A 16,454-nucleotide genomic window follows, 5' to 3' on the forward strand; every position below is an offset into this window, starting at 1 on the left:
GACCCAGCGGTTAGCCTCGTGTGTCATGAGGCTGCTGCACACGTCCGACTGGCATCTGGGTCGCGCGTTCCACCGCGTGAGCATGCTCGACGCCCAGTCCGCGTTCATAGGCCACCTCGTCGACACCGTGCGCGAGCGGGAGGTCGACGCGGTGGTCGTGTCGGGCGACGTGTACGACCGGGCCGTGCCCCCGCTGTCCGCGGTCGAGCTGTACGACGACGCCCTGCACCGCCTCGCCGACCTCGGCGTGCCCACGGTGATGATCTCCGGGAACCACGACTCGGCCCGCCGCCTCGGCGTCGGCGCCGGGCTCCTGGGGCGCGCCGGCATCCACCTCCGTACGGCGGCGAGCCGCGTCGCCGAGCCCGTCGTGCTGACCGACGCGCACGGCGACGTCGCCTTCTACGGACTGCCGTACCTGGAGCCGGCCATCGTCAAGGCCGAGTTCGGGGTCGAGCGTGCCGGGCACGAGCAGGTGCTCGGGGCCGCGATGGAGCGCGTGCGCGCCGACCTGGCCGCCCGCGCCCCCGGCACCCGGTCCGTGGTCCTCGCCCACGCCTTCGTCACCGGCGGCACCCCCAGCGACAGCGAGCGGGACATCACCGTCGGCGGCGTCGCCGCCGTCCCCGCGGGCGTCTTCGACGGGGTCGACTACGTGGCCCTCGGCCATCTGCACGGCAGTCAGACCCTCAGCGAGCGCGTCCGCTACTCGGGCTCACCGTTGCCGTACTCCTTCTCCGAGGCCGACCACCGCAAGAGCATGTGGCTCATCGACCTGGACGCCGACGGCGCCGTGAGCGCCGAGCGGATCGACTGCCCGGTGCCCCGGCCGCTCGCCCGGATCCGGGGCGACCTGGAGGACCTGCTCGCCGACCCGGACCTCACCGTCCACGAGGAGTCCTGGGTCGAGGCCACCCTCACCGACGAGGTGCGGCCCGACGATCCCATGGCCCGCCTCACCGACCGCTTCCCGCACACCCTCAGCCTGCTGTTCGACCCGCGCCGCACCGACGCGCGCCCCGACGCCAGCTACGCGGAGCGACTCAGCGGGCGCGACGACCACGAGATCGCGGAGGACTTCGTGACCCATGTCCGCGGCGCCGGGCCCGACCCGGACGAGCGCGCCGTGCTGCGCGCCGCCTTCGACGCCGTACGGACCGACGACGTGGTGCGCGAGGTCGCCCGGTGAGACTGCACACCCTGAAGATCACCGCGTTCGGCCCCTTCGGCGGCACCCAGGAGATCGACTTCGACGCGCTGTCCTCGGCCGGGCTCTTCCTGCTGCACGGCCCGACCGGCGCCGGCAAGACCTCCGTCCTCGACGCGGTCTGCTACGCGCTGTACGGGTCCGTCCCCGGCGCCCGGCAGAACGGCGGCTCCCAGGGCCAGCACCTGCGCAGCGACCACGCCGAGCCCGGCGTGCGCACCGAGGTCGTCCTCGACCTCACGGTCGCGGGCCGCCGCCTGGAGCTCACCCGCCAGCCCCCGTACGCCCGCCCCAAGAAGCGCGGCACCGGTTTCACCACGGAGAAGGCGCAGAGCTGGCTGCGCGAGCACGACGCTGAGGCCCGCGCGTGGAAGGACCTCAGCCGCTCCCACCAGGAGATCGGCGAGGAGATCACCCAGCTGCTCGGCATGAGCAAGGACCAGTTCTGCCAGGTCGTGCTGCTGCCGCAGGGCGACTTCGCGCGGTTCCTGCGCGCCGACGCGGAGGCCCGCGGCAAACTTCTCGGGCGGCTCTTCGACACGCACCGGTTCGCCGCCGTCGAGCAGCGGCTCGCCGAGGACCGGCGCGCCGCCGAGAAGCAGGTCAAGGCCGGCGACACCGAGCTCCTCGCCGACGCGCACCGCATGCAGCAGGCCGCGGGTGACACGGCCGAACTCGCGCCCGTCGACGCCGAGCCGGGTGAACCGGGCCTCGCCGACGCCGTGCTGGCCTGGGCCGCCGTCGCGCGCAGCGGCGCCCGCGAGCGCTTCACCCACGCCCATCTCGCCCTGGGCGCCGCCGACTCCGCCCGCACCGCCGCACAGGACGCCCTCGCCGCGGAGCAGGACACGGCCCGGCTGCAGCGGCGCTTCGCCGAGGCACACGCGCGGGCCGCCGCGCTCGACGAGCGCGCCGACGAGCACCGCGCCCTCCAGCAGCGCATGGACCGGGGCCGCAAGGCCGAGACCGTCGCCCCCGCCCTCGCCCTGCGCGACGCGGCCGACGCCGAGCACCGCACGGCGCTGCGCGAAGAGGCACGCACGCGTGCCGCGCTGGCCGCCGCCCCCGAGCTCGCCGGCGGCGCCCCGGGGGAGCACCTCGCCGACGACGCGGGCCCCGGCGCCCTCGCCGAGGCCGCCCGGCGCCTCGCCCACGAGCTCGGCGGACTCGACGCCGCCCGCCGCGCCGAGCAGCGCCTGACCCGCATCGCCGACGACCGCGCCCGGCTCGACCGCGAGGAGCGCGCCGACGCCGAGCTGCTCGCCGAGACCGATGGCTGGCTCGACGCCTGGGACACCCGCAGGGCCGGTCTCCAGGCGCGGGTCGAGCGCGCCCAGGAGGCGGCGACCCGCGCCGAACACCTCGCCGGACAGCTGGAACCGGTACGCCAGCGGGCCGCGGCCGCCGTCGAGCGGGACCGCCTGGCCGAGCGGGCCGGCACGGCGCAGGAGGCGACCCTGCGCGCCCGCGAGGACGCCGCCACCGCGCACGAGCACTGGCTCAAGCTGAAGGAACGACGGCTGCGCGGCGTCGCCGCCGAGCTCGCCGAGGCCCTCGTCTCCGGCGAACCCTGCGCAGTCTGCGGCTCCGTCGAGCACCCCGCGCCGAGCGCTAGATCCGAAGGACACGTGGACCGGGCCGCCGAGGAGCACGCGCTCGCCGCCCACCGCGGTGCCGAGGAGCACCGGGCCGACACCGAGCGGCGACTGGCCCGGGTCCGGGAGGAGCTGGCCGCGGCGAAGGCGGCGGCCGGTGATACGCCCGCCGGTCAACTCGCCGAAGCGGCACGGGAACTGGAGTCGCGACACGCGGAGGCCCGCGCCGAGGCGTCCACCCTGCGCGCCGCCCGCGAGACGCTCGACCACGCCGAGCGCGAGCACGGCCGCAGGACCACCGCCCGCCAGGAGGCGGCGACCCGCACCGCGAGCCGGGCCTCCCTGCGTGAAGCGCTCGACAGTGAACGGGACGGCCTGGTAGGGGAGTTGGAGCAGGCTCGCAGGGGCGCCGCGAGCGTCGAGGCGCGCGCCGCCCAGCTGGAACGGCTCGTCACGCTGCTCGACAGCGCCGCCGACGCCGCCCGGGCCGTCGAGGACACCGCGCAGCGGCTCAAGGACGCCGACGCGCGACTCACCGACGCCGCGTTCCACGCCGGGTTCGACACGCCGGAGGCCGCGGCGGGCGCCCTGCTCGACGACGCCGCCCACCGCGAGCTCCAGCACCGGCTCGACGCGTGGCAGGCCGAGGAGGCCGCCGTCCGCGCGGTCCTCGCCGAGGAGGACACCGCGGCCGCCGCTCTGCGGCCCGCCGCCGACCTCGCCGCCGCGCGGGCCGCGGCCGACGCCGCCGACGCCCGGGTGCGCGCCGCCGCCTCCGAGCGGGACGCCGCCGCGCGCCGCTGCGACGCGCTCGACCGGCTGTCCCGCAGCGCGGCCAAGGAGGCCCGCCGGCTCGGCCCGCTGCGCGCCGCGTACAACCGGATCGCCCGGCTCGCCTCCCTCGCCGCCGGCACCTCGGCGGACAACGAGCGCAAGATGCGCCTGGAGTCGTATGTGCTAGCCGCGCGCCTCGAGCAGGTCGCCGCCGCCGCGACGGCCCGCCTGCGCCGCATGTCGTCCGGCCGCTACACGCTCGTCCACTCCGACTCGCTGTCCGGGCGCGGGCGTTCGGGCCTCGGGCTGCACGTCGTCGACGCGTGGACCGGGCGGGAGCGGGATACGGCGACGCTGTCCGGCGGCGAGACGTTCTTCGCGTCGCTCGCGCTCGCGCTCGGCCTCGCGGACGTCGTCACCGACGAGGCGGGGGGAGTCCGGCTCGACACCCTGTTCATCGACGAGGGCTTCGGCAGCCTCGACGACCAGACCCTCGACGAGGTCCTCGACGTCCTGGACACACTGCGCGAGCGGGACCGCAGCGTCGGCATCGTCAGCCACGTCGGCGACCTGCGGCGCCGCGTGCACGCCCAACTGGAGGTCGTGAAGGGGCGGGAGGGATCGGAGGTCCGTCAGCGCGGCGGGGTGTGAGGCCCCTGCTCAGCCCAGCCGCGTAGCCCACCCCGTGGACGTGCCGTTCAGTGGCCGATCGGGCGGCGCGGCAGCGGCGACGAGTACACGACGCTCGTGGTCACCGACCCCAGCGCGCCGAGCTTGCCCGACACCTCCTCCAGGTGCCCCATGGAGCGCGCCGCGACCTTGATGACGAAGCAGTCGTCGCCGGTGACGTGGTGCGCCTCCAGGATCTCCGGGGTCACCGCGACCAGGTCGTGGAACGGCTTGTAGTTCCCGTTCGGGTACCGCAGCCGGACGAAGGCCAGGATCGGCAGCCCGAGCCGCTCCGGCACCACCACCGCCGTGTACCCGGCGATCACCCCGGCCTCCTCCAGCCGGCGCACCCGCTCGGTCACCGCGCTCGCGGACATCGACACGGCGCGCGCCAGCTCGGCGTAGCTCGCGCGGCCCTCGCGCTGCAGGGCTTCCAGGATGCGCCAGTCGGTGGCGTCGGGCGTGTACGCGGACGCGGTGCGGGGTGTGCTTGTGGAATCGGCGGTCATGTTCGAGGAATAGCAGGTGAATCCCCGGCCGATCAAGAGATGTGCCGGGGATCGCCCCTTCAACGAAGGTGATCACCGGCCATAGATTTCCAGTGTCTTCAGATGCCGGGCGGCCGCCGAACGCGGGCCGCCCCACGTCCCAGGAGTTGCGTCATGACCACGACGACCAGCGCCCACCCCGTCCTGCGGGTGGCCCCCGCCGCGCCCGCCGCCGCTGCCGCCTACTTCGGCGCGAGCCTCGCCTTCCACGCCGACGTGTCCGACGTCGCCGCCGCGCTCGCCCTGCCCGAAGGCCCCGGATTCGTCCTGCTCGACTCCCGCTCCACCGCCTCCTGGGACCAGGGCCATGTCCCCGGCGCCCTCCACCTGCCCACGGCCCAGATCCCCGAGCAGGCCGAGCAGCTCCTCGACCGGTCGGTCCCCGTCGTCACGTACTGCTGGGGCCCGGCGTGCAACGGCGCGACCCGCGCCGCCCTCGCCCTCGCCGAACTCGGCTTCCAGGTCAAGGAGATGCTCGGCGGCTTCGAGTACTGGGTCCGTGAGGGCTTCGCCTACGAGACCTGGGAGGGGCCCGCGCGACAGGCCCCGGACCCGCTCACCGCGCCCGTCGACGCCGAGGACTGCGGCTGCTGAATCCGGCGCCCGCCCGGCCCCGTCGGGCCCGGCCGCGTCAGACCCGGTGCGGGGCCGCCCGCAGGAACGGGACGTCCCGCGGGCCGACGTCGGCGGCCGGGGCCGCCGCGCGCAGCACCACGTCGAGGGCACCGTCCGGGTCGCAGGCGTAATGGCCGCTGGCCCAGGCCGCGTTGGCCTCGACGACCGCCCAGTCGCCGTCCGGAGCGAGCCGGCCCACGTCGACGACGATCGCGCTCGGCAACTCCTCGGCGGGGAGCCGGGCGGCGAACGCCAGCACCTCGTCGCGCAGCGGGTCGCCGCCGTCCAGCGGCGCCACGTCCAGGGCGCCCCGGCGCGCGTAGCGGCTCGCCGTGCGCACGGCGCCGTCGAGCAGGAACAGCCGGAACTCGACGTCGAACGCCACGATGTCGCTGACCAGCACGGGCGTGTCGTCGTCCACCGCGTCCGGGCCGGGCAGGCGGCTGCCGTCCGGATAGACGCGGGCCGGGAAGCTCTTGTCGTTGGGTGGCTTCACGAACGCCGGACGGCGCAGCCCGCGGGCCTCGGCGACCGTCGTCAACTCCACGTCCCGTCCGGCAAGTTCGACCGGCAGCCCGGCGAGCCAGCCAGGCGCCGCCTCCAGCAGCCCGACCCCGAGCTCGCGCCCCACCGCGTCCGCGAACAACGGCCCCGCGTACAGCGAGGCCCCCGGCGCCCCGAGCCACTCCGCAGGTGTACGCCAGTCCCCGTACGTCTCCACGCCGATCCCGCGCCGGCGTGCGGCGTCGGCCAGCGCGCGGCCCGTGACGGTGGCGCGGGGAGAGAGGAAGAGGGTGCGGGGCGTCGCGTTCATGGGGTCGAGGATGTGGGCCGGTGCGTCTGAACGCCACGCAATTTCGCGCCCGGTGCCGAGTGCCGAGTGCCCGGTGCCGCGGTGCCCTCGTGCCCGGTGCTTCGTGCGGGGCAGGGGTTCGCGCCGCCCGGCGCGTAATCGTCGTGCGAACGGCGCGGAGCCTTGGCATCATCGGCCCCCATGCCGAGACTTCCCGCCCCCACCCCAGAAGAACTCCGTCGCGACCCGCTGCCCCTGCGCGGCCGTACCGCCCTGGTCACCGGGGCCAGCCGGCGAGGCGGCATCGGGTGCGCCGTGGCGCGGCGGCTCGCCGCGTACGGGGCCGCCGTCTACCTGCACCATCATGTACCGCACGACGAGGCGATGCCCTGGGGCGCCGACCGGCCCGAGGACGTGGCCGACGCGGTGCGCGCGGCACGCGGCGCGCCGGACACCCTCGTCGCGCACGGTCCCGCCGACCTCAGCGCACCCGACGCCCCGGCCCGGCTGATCGACGACGCCGCGCGGGCGCTCGGCGGCCGGCTCGACATCCTGATCGCCAACCACGCCCTCAGCGGCAGCGACGGCACCCTCGACACGATCGACGCCGCGATGCTCGACGCGCACTGGGCCGTCGACGCACGCTCCGTCGTCCTGCTCGTGCAGGCCTTCGCGCGCCACCGCCCGGCCGGACCCGGCGGGCGGATCGTCATGATGACCTCGGGACAGGACATCGCCGACGGCATGCCCGGCGAGCTCGCGTACGCCCTCCAGAAGGGCGCGCTCGCCTCGGTCACGCGCTCCCTCGCGACCGCGCTCGCGGAGCGGGGCATCATGGTGAACACCGTCAACCCCGGCCCCGTCGACACCGACTACCTCGACGGCGACACGTACGACGCGATCGCCGGACTGTTCCCGGCCGGACGCTGGGGCATGCCCGACGACCCGGCCCGGCTGATCTCCTGGCTGGCGACCGACGAGGCCGCGTGGATCACCGGGCAGGTCGTCGACTCCGAGGGCGGCTTCCGGCGGACCGGGGGCTGACGCCCGTACGGGATCACGCGAGGAATCCCGTACGGTCCAATCCGCCGGAGGCCGGCGCGGCTACAGCCTGGACAGCTCGTCCACGAGGTCGTCCAGGCCCAGCGAACCCTGCGAGAGCGCCGCCATGTGCCAGGCCTTCGCGTCGAACGCGTCGCCGTGCGCCGCCCGCGCGTTGGCCCGGCCCAGCAGCCACGCCCGCTCGCCCAGCTTGTAGCCGATGGCCTGGCCCGGGATCGACAGATAGCGGGTCAGCTCGCTCTCCACGAAGTCCGCGGGCCGGCTGCTGTGCGACCCGAAGAACTCCTGCGCCAGCTCCGGCGTCCACCGCTCGCCCGGGTGGAACGGCGAGTCCGCCGGGATCTCCAGCTCCAGGTGCATGCCGATGTCGACGATCACACGGGCCGCGCGCATCATCTGCGCGTCGAGGTAACCGAGGCGCGTCTCCGCGTCCTTGAGGAAGCCCAGCTCGTCCATGAGACGCTCCGCGTACAGCGCCCAGCCCTCCGCGTTCGCCGAGACCCCGCCCAGCGTCGCCTGGTAGCGCGACAGGTCACCGGCCACGTGCGCCCACTGCGCGAGCTGCAGGTGATGGCCCGGCACACCCTCGTGGTACCAGGTCGACACCAGGTCGTACACGGGGAAGCGGGTCTGGCCCATCGTCGGCAGCCAGGTGCGCCCGGGGCGCGAGAAGTCCTCCGACGGCGCCGTGTAGTAGGGGGCCGCCGCGCTGCCGGGCGGCGCGATGCGGGACTCCACCTTCCGTACCCGCTCCGCCAGTTCGAAGTGCGTGCCGTCGAGCGCCTCGATGGCCTCGTCCATCAGGTTCTGCAGCCAGTCGCGGACCTCGTCCACGCCCTCGATGTGCCGCCCGTGCTCGTCGAGGTGCGCGAGCGCCACCCACGGAGTCTCGGCGCCCGGCAGGATCTTCTCCGCCTCGGCCCGCATCTCGCCCAGCAGCCGGTGGAACTCGCTCCACCCGTACGCGTAGGCCTCGCCCAGGTCGAGGTCCGTGCCGTTGTAGTAGCGCGACCAGCGCGCGTACCGCTCCCGGCCCACCGCGTTCGGCGCGCCCTCGATCGCCGGCGCGTACACGTCCCGCATCCAGTCGCGCAGCGCCACCGTCGCGGCGTCCGCCGTGCGCGCCGCCTCGGTCAGCTCGCCGCGCAGCGCTTCGGGCCCGGCGGCCGCGAACTCCTCGAACCAGCCCCGCCCCTGGGCCTCGCCCGCCCACTCGGTGAGCTGCTCGACGAAGGTGGCGGCGGGCCGCGGCGGACCGTACAGCTTGCGCTCGAGCCCCGCCTCGAGCGTCTCCCGGTACCCGGCGAACGCGGCCGGGACCGCGCGCAGCCGCTCGGCGATCGCCGCCCAGTCCTCGTCGGTCTCGGTCGGGGTGATGGTGAACACCTCGCGCACGTTGTGCACGGGGCCGCCCAGGTTGGTGACGACGCGCAGGTGCTCCTCCGCGTCGTGCACGGCGAGTTCGGCCGTCAGGCGCTCGCGCAGCAGACGGGCGCAACGGCGCTCGACGTCGCTGTCGGCGCCGGGCCGGCGCTCGGCCTCGTCGAGCCGGGCGAGCGTGTCCCGGGCCTGCGCGGCGACCGCGTCGAGCCCGGCGGGTGACAGATCGGGCAGCTTTCCGTGGGAGGCGCGGTCGCCGAGATACGTACCGGTGAGCGGGTCGAGGGCGACCACGGCGTCGACATGGGCGTCGGCGACCTGACGGGGCAGCGGGCCGGGGGACAGCTGGGTGCTCGAGGTGTCTGACATGCGGACATCCTCGTACGAGTCAGGGGGCGACGTCACCATGATTCGCTGTGGGCGTGCCCGGCGCGGCCGGGGTCCCGGCCGGAAGCAGCGGTCCGCACTCCCACTGCTGGAAGATCAGCCGCGTCTCGACCCGCGCCACCTCCCGGTGCGCCGTGAACTCGTCGAGCACGAGCCGCTGCAGATCGGCCATGTCCCGCACCGCGACCTGCACCAAGTAGTCGTCGGGGCCGGTCAGATGGAAGACCGTGCGCGCCTCGGGCAGTGCCCGGATCCGCTCGACGAACGGGCCCACCAGCTCCCGCCGGTGCGGGCGCACCTGCACGGACAGCAACGCCTGCAGCCCGCGGCCCAGCTTGGCCGGATCGAGCCGCAGCACATGCCCGAGGATCACCCCCGAGCGCCGCAGCCGCGCCACCCGGTCGAGACAGGTCGACGGCGCGACCCCGACCTGCGCGGCGAGGTCCCGGTACGTCGTGCGGGCGTCGTTCTGCAACAGCCGCAGAATCTCCAGATCAACCGGATCCAGTACGACAGAATCAGCCATTCGCCGAACGTAGCACGGAAAATCCGCACCGGACCTCGTTCGCTGTTCAGCCTGGCCCCATGGATATCGACGAGGCAGTGACGTACCCCCGGCCGTACCCCGCGCCCCGCGCCCTCGCCACCGAAGCCGTGCACGCCGGACGCGACGATCTCGCGGCCCTCGGCCTGCACGCCCCGCCCATCGACCTCTCCACCACCTACCCGTCGGCCGACAGCCGCGGCGAGGCCGCGCGCATCGACGCGTTCGCCGCCGACGGCGTCCTCGACGACGGGCCGCCCGTCTACGGCCGCCTCGCCAACCCGACGGTCGCCCGCTTCGAGACCGCGCTCGCCCGGCTCGAAGGCACCGAGAGCGCCGTCGCGTTCGCCAGCGGCATGGCGGCCCTCACCGCCGTCCTCCTCGTCCGGCTCGGCGCGGGCCTGCGCCACGTCGTCGCCGTCCGGCCGCTGTACGGGTGCAGCGACCACCTGCTCACCGCGGGCGCCCTCGGCTCCGAGGTGACCTGGGTCGACCCGGCCGGGATCGCCGACGCCATCCGGCCCGACACCGGCCTCGTCATGGTCGAGTCGCCCGCCAACCCGACCCTCGCCGAGGTCGACCTGCGTGCCGTCGCGCACGCCTGCGGCTCCGTACCGCTGCTCGTCGACAACACCTTCGCGACGCCCGTCCTCCAGCGCCCGGTCGAGCACGGCGCCCGGCTCGTGCTGCACAGCGCGACCAAGTACCTGGGCGGGCACGGCGATGTCCTGGGCGGTGTCGTCGCCTGCGACGAGGACTTCGCCCGCGAGCTGCGCAAGGTCCGCTTCGCCACCGGCGGCGTCCTGCACCCGCTCGCCGGCTACCTGCTGCTGCGCGGCCTCGCGACCCTGCCCGTACGGGTCCGCGCCGCCTCGGCGACCGCGGCGGACCTGGTCGCGCGGCTCGCCGCCGACCCGCGCGTCACCCGCGTCCACTACCCGCGGATCGGCGGCGCCATGGTCTCCTTCGAGGTCGCGGGCGACCCGCACGCCGTCATCGGCGGCGTGCGGCTGATCACCCCGGCGGTGAGCCTCGGCAGCGTCGACTCCCTGATCCAGCACCCGGCCTCCATCAGCCACCGCATCGTCGACGCCGACGACCGCCGGGCCTCCGGCGTCAGCGACCGGCTGCTGCGCCTGTCGGTCGGCCTGGAGGACGTCGAGGACCTGTGGGCCGACCTGGACCGGGCGCTCGACGCCTCCGTCTGCGCACCGGTCCCATCCTCCGCCGGGGCCGGACCGGCCGTCGTCAGTGGCGCTCGGCCCGCTCGTACGGCGGCCGTGACGCCACTGGCGTCGCGTCCAGACGCGCGGTGACCACCAGGGTGCCCTCCTCGATCTGGTAGTCGAGCGGCAGCCCGAGGCCGCGCATCGCGGCGACCATGCCGGTGTTGGACGCCTGCGTCACCGCGTACACGCTCTCGCAGCCGGCCTCGACCGCCATCGTGACCAGACGGCCGAGCAGGTCGGCGCCGATGCCGCGGCGCTGCCAGTCGTCCTCGACGAGCAGCGCCACCTCGGTCTCGTCGCCGTCCCACAGCAGATGGCCGAGGGCCACGATCCGGCCCGAGGCCGTCTGCGCGGCCAGCGTCCGCCCGAAGCGCGGGCCGAGCAGATGGTTGAGGTACCGGTCCGCGTCCGCGACCGGACCGTGGTACCGCATGCTCAACGTCCGCTGCGAGCACCGCTCGTGCATCGCCTTCGCCGCCGGCACGTCCGACACGTCGGCGCGGCGCACCTTCACCTCGTTGCCCTGCGGCAGCGTCAGCACGTCATGGCTGCGCGGCACCCGCGGGCCCAGCCGCGTGTCCAGCTCCACCAGAGCCCGCGCCCGCGCGAACTCGGTCGGCGTGAACGGCAGATACGGCCGCTCCACCGTGATCACCCCGCCCTCGGGCGTCCGCAGCCGCATCTCCGTCCCGTCGTAGCCGCCCTCCACCGGCGTCCCGCCGTCCGTGCGCGCCGCCGGCGACGAGGCGGGCAGCGACCGGATCGTGCACCGGCCCAGCAACTGGCGCAGCGACAGCGGCAGTTCCGCCGCGTCCAGCGCCGTGCGGGTCGCGAGGCCCAGGATCCGCGTGGGCGCGTCGACCAGGTCGTGGGCGTCGGCCCGCTCGACCCAGGTCCCCGAACCCCCGGCCCGGGCCACCGCGCGCGACAGCTCCGCGGCGGGCAGCTCCTGCGGCGCGCGCAGCAGGAACTCGTCCACCGTGCCGTCCGCCAGCGGATGCGTCTGCAGGCTCAGGATGTCGACCCGCAGCCGGGCCAGCACGGTGCACAGCGCGGCGAGCGAACCCGGCTCGTCCCGCACCGTCGTCCGCATCCGCCACAGCGCGCCGTGCGCGGGATCGACGGACGCGCCGCCCCCGGCCGGCTCCTGGGCCCGGTCCCCGCCGTGGCCCTGTCGCCCGGGCGCCGTCCCGCCGGTGTGCGGGGCGGCGTCCCGGGCGCCGGTATCCGCGGTCGGGGGAGCATGGCCGTGCCGCCGTGCCCACCACACGTGGAACCCCGCCGTGGCCAGCAGCACCACGGCCGAGATCACCAGCAGCGCCGGACCGTCGGGGCCGTGCCCGATCAGGTTCGCCACCGCGTCCGCGACCGCTACCGCCGTGAACAGCGCGGCCAGTTCGACCAGATCCCGCCGCCAGTGGTGGACCGGCCGACCGTGCTTCACTCGCGTCACATCAGACATGTCTGGACTCATGCATCCACTGTGAAGGAACGGTGTTGCGTGATCACGAACGATGTGTGACCGATGAGTAAAGAGGTCTTATGGCAGCTTTGTCCTCTCAGTGAGTGCGGTCCGCAGCCGGCGCGCCTGGGTCACCAGCTGGGACGAACTCCTGCGCTCCGCCACCTCTGTGAGCCCGGACACCGGCTCGTGCGCCCCGGTCCGCTCCGCGCAGTCCGCCGCCACGCTCAGCAGATCGCCGAGCCCGCGCAGTGCGGTGGGCGGCTCGCCGCTCGAGAGCAGCGTCGGCAGCAGCCCCCGCAGCACCCCGAACACCGTCCCGTACGCGCCGGTCGACGCGGCCGTGCCCAACGCGTCGGCGAGCCGGGTCAGCCGGACGCCGCCCGCCTCCCACACCCGCGCCGTCAGGGAGCCCAGCAGGCCCGCGTCGAGCTCGTCCCGGGCCGCCAGGATCAGCAGGGCGTCCACCCCCGCGAGCCGGTCCTCCGCGTGCCGCGCCGCGAGCCCGTACACCACCGACAGGTGCACGGCCGGTCCGGCCGCGCCCGGGGCCTCCGCCAGCAGCGGCAGATACGCGGTCACCCCCCTCGACCCTTCGACCGCGCAGCTGGACAACTCACCCAGCAGCCGCGCCGCCACCACTTCCCGCCGTCCCGGCAGGGCCGCCAGGAGGTGGCCACCCGTGGTGCCGGCCCCGGAATCGCCCCACCAGTACGCCCGTATGTCGTCGACGGCCACCAGCGGAAGGCCGAGACGCTGGAAGGGCGCCGGGAAGTTCTCCTGGAGCCCGCGGTCCTCCGGGAGCTCCACCAGGACCCGGCCCACGGCCGGCCACAGCGTGGCCGTCGGACCCTGTGCCGGGGGCGCCGCCAGCCAGGCCGCGAGCCGGTCGCCCTCCCGGGTGCCGAGCGCCGCCGCACTCGTCGCCGCGTCCGCCGCCGCCCGCGCGTCCGAGCGGTCCACCCGCAGCAGGGCCTGTGCCAGGTCGGCCGCACCGGCCCGCGCCCCCGTGTCCCGGTACGTCCGCAGCCGCTCCACCAGCTCGTCCGGCTCGATGAAGCCCGTGCTCCAGGTCGGCGTCGCCAGCAGGAACGGCACCGGCCTCGTCCGGATCCGGTACGCCACCTCCCACAACCGCGCGTCGTAGCAGCGCTGCAGGGCCCGGTCCGAGCGGCCGGCCCGCACCTCGTGCCCGTGCTCGGCCCCGTGGCGCAGCGTGCGCAGGTGGAGCACCTCGACGACGCTCGCCGCCACCACCTCCAGGCCGTACGTCGACTCCCGGAACGCGCCCTGCACCCGCCCGTACGTGTCCGCGCCGGACCACCAGCAGCGCGCGACGACCGGGGCCAGCGCCGCCGCCAGGCCCTCACGGTCGCGGAAGGCATGACGCACCAGCCCGTCCAGCGTCCTCTCGAACGCCGACACGTCACCGCCGGACGCCAGGATCGCGCCCACCTCCTCGGCGACCTCCGCCGCCGCATCGGGCGCGGCCGCCAACCGGAACGGCTCCTGCATCAGCGGCAGCAGCTCCGTGTACGGCTCCTCCGGGGCGAGCTCCACGCCGAGCGTCTCCTCGGCCAGGGGACGCAGACCCGGCGTCAACTGCGCCGCCGCCTCGACCAGCACCTCCCGGGTCGCCGGGTCCGCCGCGCCCACGTGCCGCGCCACGAGCTTCAGCGCCCGCTCCTGCACCTCCGTGTCCGCGTGCCCGAACGCCTCGCCCACCGCCGGCAGCAGCACGTCCTCGACCGGCGGATCCCCCGCGCCCGCCCGCGACCTGAGCACCTTGCCGAGCAGCACCAACTGCGCCCGCACCAGCTTCTTCTCCGTGCGGAACAGCACCGCGCCCGACACCTCGGCCAGCGTCCGCACCGGCAGCACACCCGCCAGGGCGAGCCCGCCGAGCACCTTCTGCGCGTGCGCCGCCACCGGCGACGATCCGTCGGCGCACATCGCCGCCCAGTCGGCGACCCGCTCGCTCTCCTCGTCCCGGTCCGGCGCGAGCGCGTCCAACACCTTCAGGAACAGCCGCAGGTCGGAGGGGCGCCCGCCGCGCAGCAGCCGCGCCACGCATCCGTCGAGCAGCACCTTCCGCTCCAGCACCTCCCCACGCGCCAGCTCCGCCAGTGCCCGGGGCCAGCTCTGCGCGCTGTCGGACGGGAACCAGTCGAGCCGTCCGCCGATGTCCTCGGTCTCGAACAGCGCCGCCGTCAGCTCCGCCACGTGCGGCTCCGCCCGCAGCCGGTCCGCCAGCGAACGGTCCGTCCTGCGCCCCGCGTTGAGGCTCCCCACCCAGCCCACGACGTACGACTCGGTCACCGGCACCGGGCATCCGGCCAGCTCGACCAGCCCCGCCATCAGCTCGTACGACACCCCGCGCGAGGCCGGCAGCGCCGCCAGGCGGTGCGCCACGTCGGCCAGCCACGCCGGCTCCCGGCCCGCCAGCAGGTGCAGCAGCACGCGCGGCGCCACATGACGCTGCCACACCCACTCGCTCGCCCCGAGCCAGGCCGCGGCCGCCGCCGCCCCCGTGTGGCAGGCCGCCCCCGCGAGCTGGAGCGCCGGATAGGCCTTGCGCGCCTCCGAGTCCCAGGGCCCCTCGCGCAACTCCTTGCGCAGCTCCTTCAGGCCGGGCAGGCAGGCCCGGCGCTCGGTGTCCGACAGTCCGTCGAGCAGATCCGTCACCTCGGCCACACGCCCCGCACGCACGGCGGCCAGCAGCTTCCCGGCACTCATCACGCCCCCAGCGCGGTCGTCGTGCGCGGGTCCGCCACGCCCCAGGCGGTGTCCTCGTCGGCCGCGCTCCTGCGCGCCATCCGCACCGCGAGCGCGTGCTTGCAGGGCCCGCGCCCACCGCGATACCTGGCCCACCACAGACACGTACACCTCGACGTCCCCCCGTCCTCGCGGACCCGGTGCACATGACCGTCGTCCGCCGTCACCGTCCCCGCCCCGTCCTCGATCGTCACCGCGCCCGCGCTCACCAGGGCCCGCGCGTCCCGCAGCCGCGGATTGTGGCGCTCCACGCGGCCCGCGTCGTACGGCAGTTCACGGTGGAAGTAGGCCGCCTCCGCCGTGTCGTAGCCGACCCGCCCCGACGTGCCCAGGCGCACGAGCGCCGCGCGCACCCGCTCCACCGGCAGGCCCGAGGCGGCTGCCAGGTCGGCGAGGTCGATCCGCGGCTCCCACGCCAGCAGCACCGCGATCAGCTCGGCGTCCTCGGCGGCCCGGTCGGTGGCCAGCGCGTCCAGTACGCCGCCCTCGCCGGAGAACCCGCGCGCCGCGTCGGGGGAGAGCGTCAGGGTCAGCCGCATCCCCGGGAGCACCGCCTCCCAGGCGCTGGACACCGCGGCCCGGGTGGCGGCGGCCGGGCCGTACACGCGCAGCGCCGTCGCGTGCCGCAGCACCCGCTGCAGCGCGACCAGACGCGCGGGGCCCGGCAGGCACACCGCCCCGGGCACCGGCCGCGAGGTCGGGCGCAGCCCACGCCCGGCCGGCACCACCCACCGGGCCTCCCGGCCCGACGTGCGCGGCAGCGAGCGCAGGAACCGCACCGCCTCCGCCGCGTCGAGCTCGGCCCGCAGCTCGAACCCGGCGGATATGACCTGCGCCTCGGCGAAGCCCCGCAGCCAGCGGTCGGGCAGCGGCACCTTCTTCTCGACCACGGGCCCGTCGAGCGTGGTGACCGCCAACTCCTCCGGCCCCACTCGCAGATGCAGCGGATCGTCACCGCCGATCCGCGAAAGGGCCTCCCGCAGCGGGTTGTTCACATCGACGTTCGTCGTGCCGTGTCCCACCTCCTGGCCGTCGAGGCCCTGGTCAAGGACGTCGAGCCGCGCGTACACACCGCCGCAGCCCGAGAAGGACTCGAAGCGCAGCCGGTCACCGCTCCCGGTCACCACCGGGTCGAGCGAGGCGGCGAGCCGCTGCTGGTGATAGCGGGCGGCCGCCACGTCGGCGACCGCCAGCAGCCCCGCGGCCGCGACCTGAGGACAGGTCAGGAACCCGCTGAAGAACCGCGGATGATCCCGCGGACCGGCGGGCGTCGCGCCCCGTGACGTCTCGAGTCCCAGCTGCCCCACACCCCCGGCGGACTCGAACACGGAGGGTCGGCAATAGGTAACGGCCTGTGTTGATCGCGTCATGGGTGAAACCGTAGAGCCGACCACTGACAATCGCTCTGACCTGC

At 75.2% G+C, this 16,454-nt stretch carries 12 protein-coding genes; 5 read left to right on the top strand and 7 right to left on the bottom strand.

Translation table 11 applies throughout. The features are described 5' to 3' along the window. Positions 1–25: 25 nt before the first annotated feature. Together IAG42_RS30565 and IAG42_RS30570 are read left to right on the top strand one after the other, a co-directional pair. Positions 26–1,189: an exonuclease SbcCD subunit D gene (locus IAG42_RS30565; protein ID WP_188340183.1), complete on the top strand. Its 1,164-nt coding sequence runs from the start codon at positions 26–28 to the stop codon at positions 1,187–1,189. Next, on the top strand, positions 1,186–4,227 hold the full coding sequence (locus tag IAG42_RS30570) for an AAA family ATPase (RefSeq protein ID WP_188340184.1): 3,042 nt from the start codon (positions 1,186–1,188) through the stop codon (positions 4,225–4,227). Before IAG42_RS30565 ends, IAG42_RS30570 begins: the two co-directional genes overlap by 4 nt. A 47-nt stretch (positions 4,228–4,274) precedes the next feature. On the opposite strand, the gene IAG42_RS30575 is transcribed toward IAG42_RS30570, so the two are convergent. Next, a complete protein-coding gene (locus IAG42_RS30575) occupies positions 4,275–4,754 on the bottom strand; it encodes an Lrp/AsnC family transcriptional regulator (protein WP_188340185.1) in 480 nt (159 codons plus the stop codon). Positions 4,755–4,907: 153 nt separating this feature from the next. Here IAG42_RS30575 and IAG42_RS30580 point away from each other — a divergent pair, with 153 nt between their 5' ends. Continuing rightward, positions 4,908–5,387 carry a rhodanese-like domain-containing protein gene (locus tag IAG42_RS30580; RefSeq protein ID WP_188340186.1) on the top strand — a complete coding sequence of 160 codons (480 nt, stop codon included), beginning with the start codon at positions 4,908–4,910 and terminating at the stop codon, positions 5,385–5,387. A 37-nt stretch (positions 5,388–5,424) separates the two neighbouring features. Here the strand turns inward: IAG42_RS30580 and IAG42_RS30585 are convergent, their stop codons facing one another. Continuing rightward, positions 5,425–6,222: an ATP-grasp domain-containing protein gene (locus IAG42_RS30585; protein ID WP_188340187.1), complete on the bottom strand. Its 798-nt coding sequence runs from the start codon at positions 6,220–6,222 to the stop codon at positions 5,425–5,427. Positions 6,223–6,402: 180 nt separating this feature from the next. Between IAG42_RS30585 and IAG42_RS30590 the strand changes: the two genes are divergently transcribed. Beyond that, positions 6,403–7,245, top strand: a complete 843-nt coding sequence (locus IAG42_RS30590; RefSeq protein ID WP_188340188.1) for an SDR family oxidoreductase — start codon at positions 6,403–6,405, stop codon at positions 7,243–7,245. 60 nt (positions 7,246–7,305) lie between these two features. On the opposite strand, the gene IAG42_RS30595 is transcribed toward IAG42_RS30590, so the two are convergent. Next, complete coding sequence (locus tag IAG42_RS30595; RefSeq protein WP_188340189.1) at positions 7,306–9,012, bottom strand: DUF885 domain-containing protein; 1,707 nt, start codon at positions 9,010–9,012, stop codon at positions 7,306–7,308. Between the two features lie 19 nt (positions 9,013–9,031). Beyond that, entirely contained in the window at positions 9,032–9,556 is a 525-nt protein-coding gene (locus tag IAG42_RS30600; RefSeq protein ID WP_188340190.1) for an Lrp/AsnC family transcriptional regulator, read from the bottom strand. 59 nt (positions 9,557–9,615) lie between these two features. On the opposite strand from IAG42_RS30600, the gene IAG42_RS30605 reads away from it, so the two are divergent. Next, on the top strand, positions 9,616–10,890 hold the full coding sequence (locus IAG42_RS30605) for a trans-sulfuration enzyme family protein (RefSeq protein ID WP_188340191.1): 1,275 nt from the start codon (positions 9,616–9,618) through the stop codon (positions 10,888–10,890). On the opposite strand, the gene IAG42_RS30610 is transcribed toward IAG42_RS30605, so the two are convergent. From IAG42_RS30610 to IAG42_RS30620, 3 genes are all read right to left on the bottom strand, one after another. After that, positions 10,823–12,265, bottom strand: a complete 1,443-nt coding sequence (locus IAG42_RS30610) for a GNAT family N-acetyltransferase (protein ID WP_223206216.1) — start codon at positions 12,263–12,265, stop codon at positions 10,823–10,825. The genes IAG42_RS30605 and IAG42_RS30610 overlap by 68 nt on opposite strands. 78 nt (positions 12,266–12,343) lie before the next feature. Next, positions 12,344–15,001: a DUF7824 domain-containing protein gene (locus IAG42_RS30615; RefSeq protein ID WP_188340193.1), complete on the bottom strand. Its 2,658-nt coding sequence runs from the start codon at positions 14,999–15,001 to the stop codon at positions 12,344–12,346. Then, positions 15,001–16,410, bottom strand: coding sequence for an SWIM zinc finger domain-containing protein (locus tag IAG42_RS30620; RefSeq protein WP_188340194.1), 1,410 nt, complete (start codon positions 16,408–16,410; stop codon positions 15,001–15,003). Before IAG42_RS30620 ends, IAG42_RS30615 begins: the two co-directional genes overlap by 1 nt. Between the last annotated feature and the right edge of the window lie 44 nt (positions 16,411–16,454).

The organism is Streptomyces xanthii (assembly GCF_014621695.1).
In the GTDB taxonomy this organism is placed as follows: domain Bacteria; phylum Actinomycetota; class Actinomycetes; order Streptomycetales; family Streptomycetaceae; genus Streptomyces; species Streptomyces xanthii.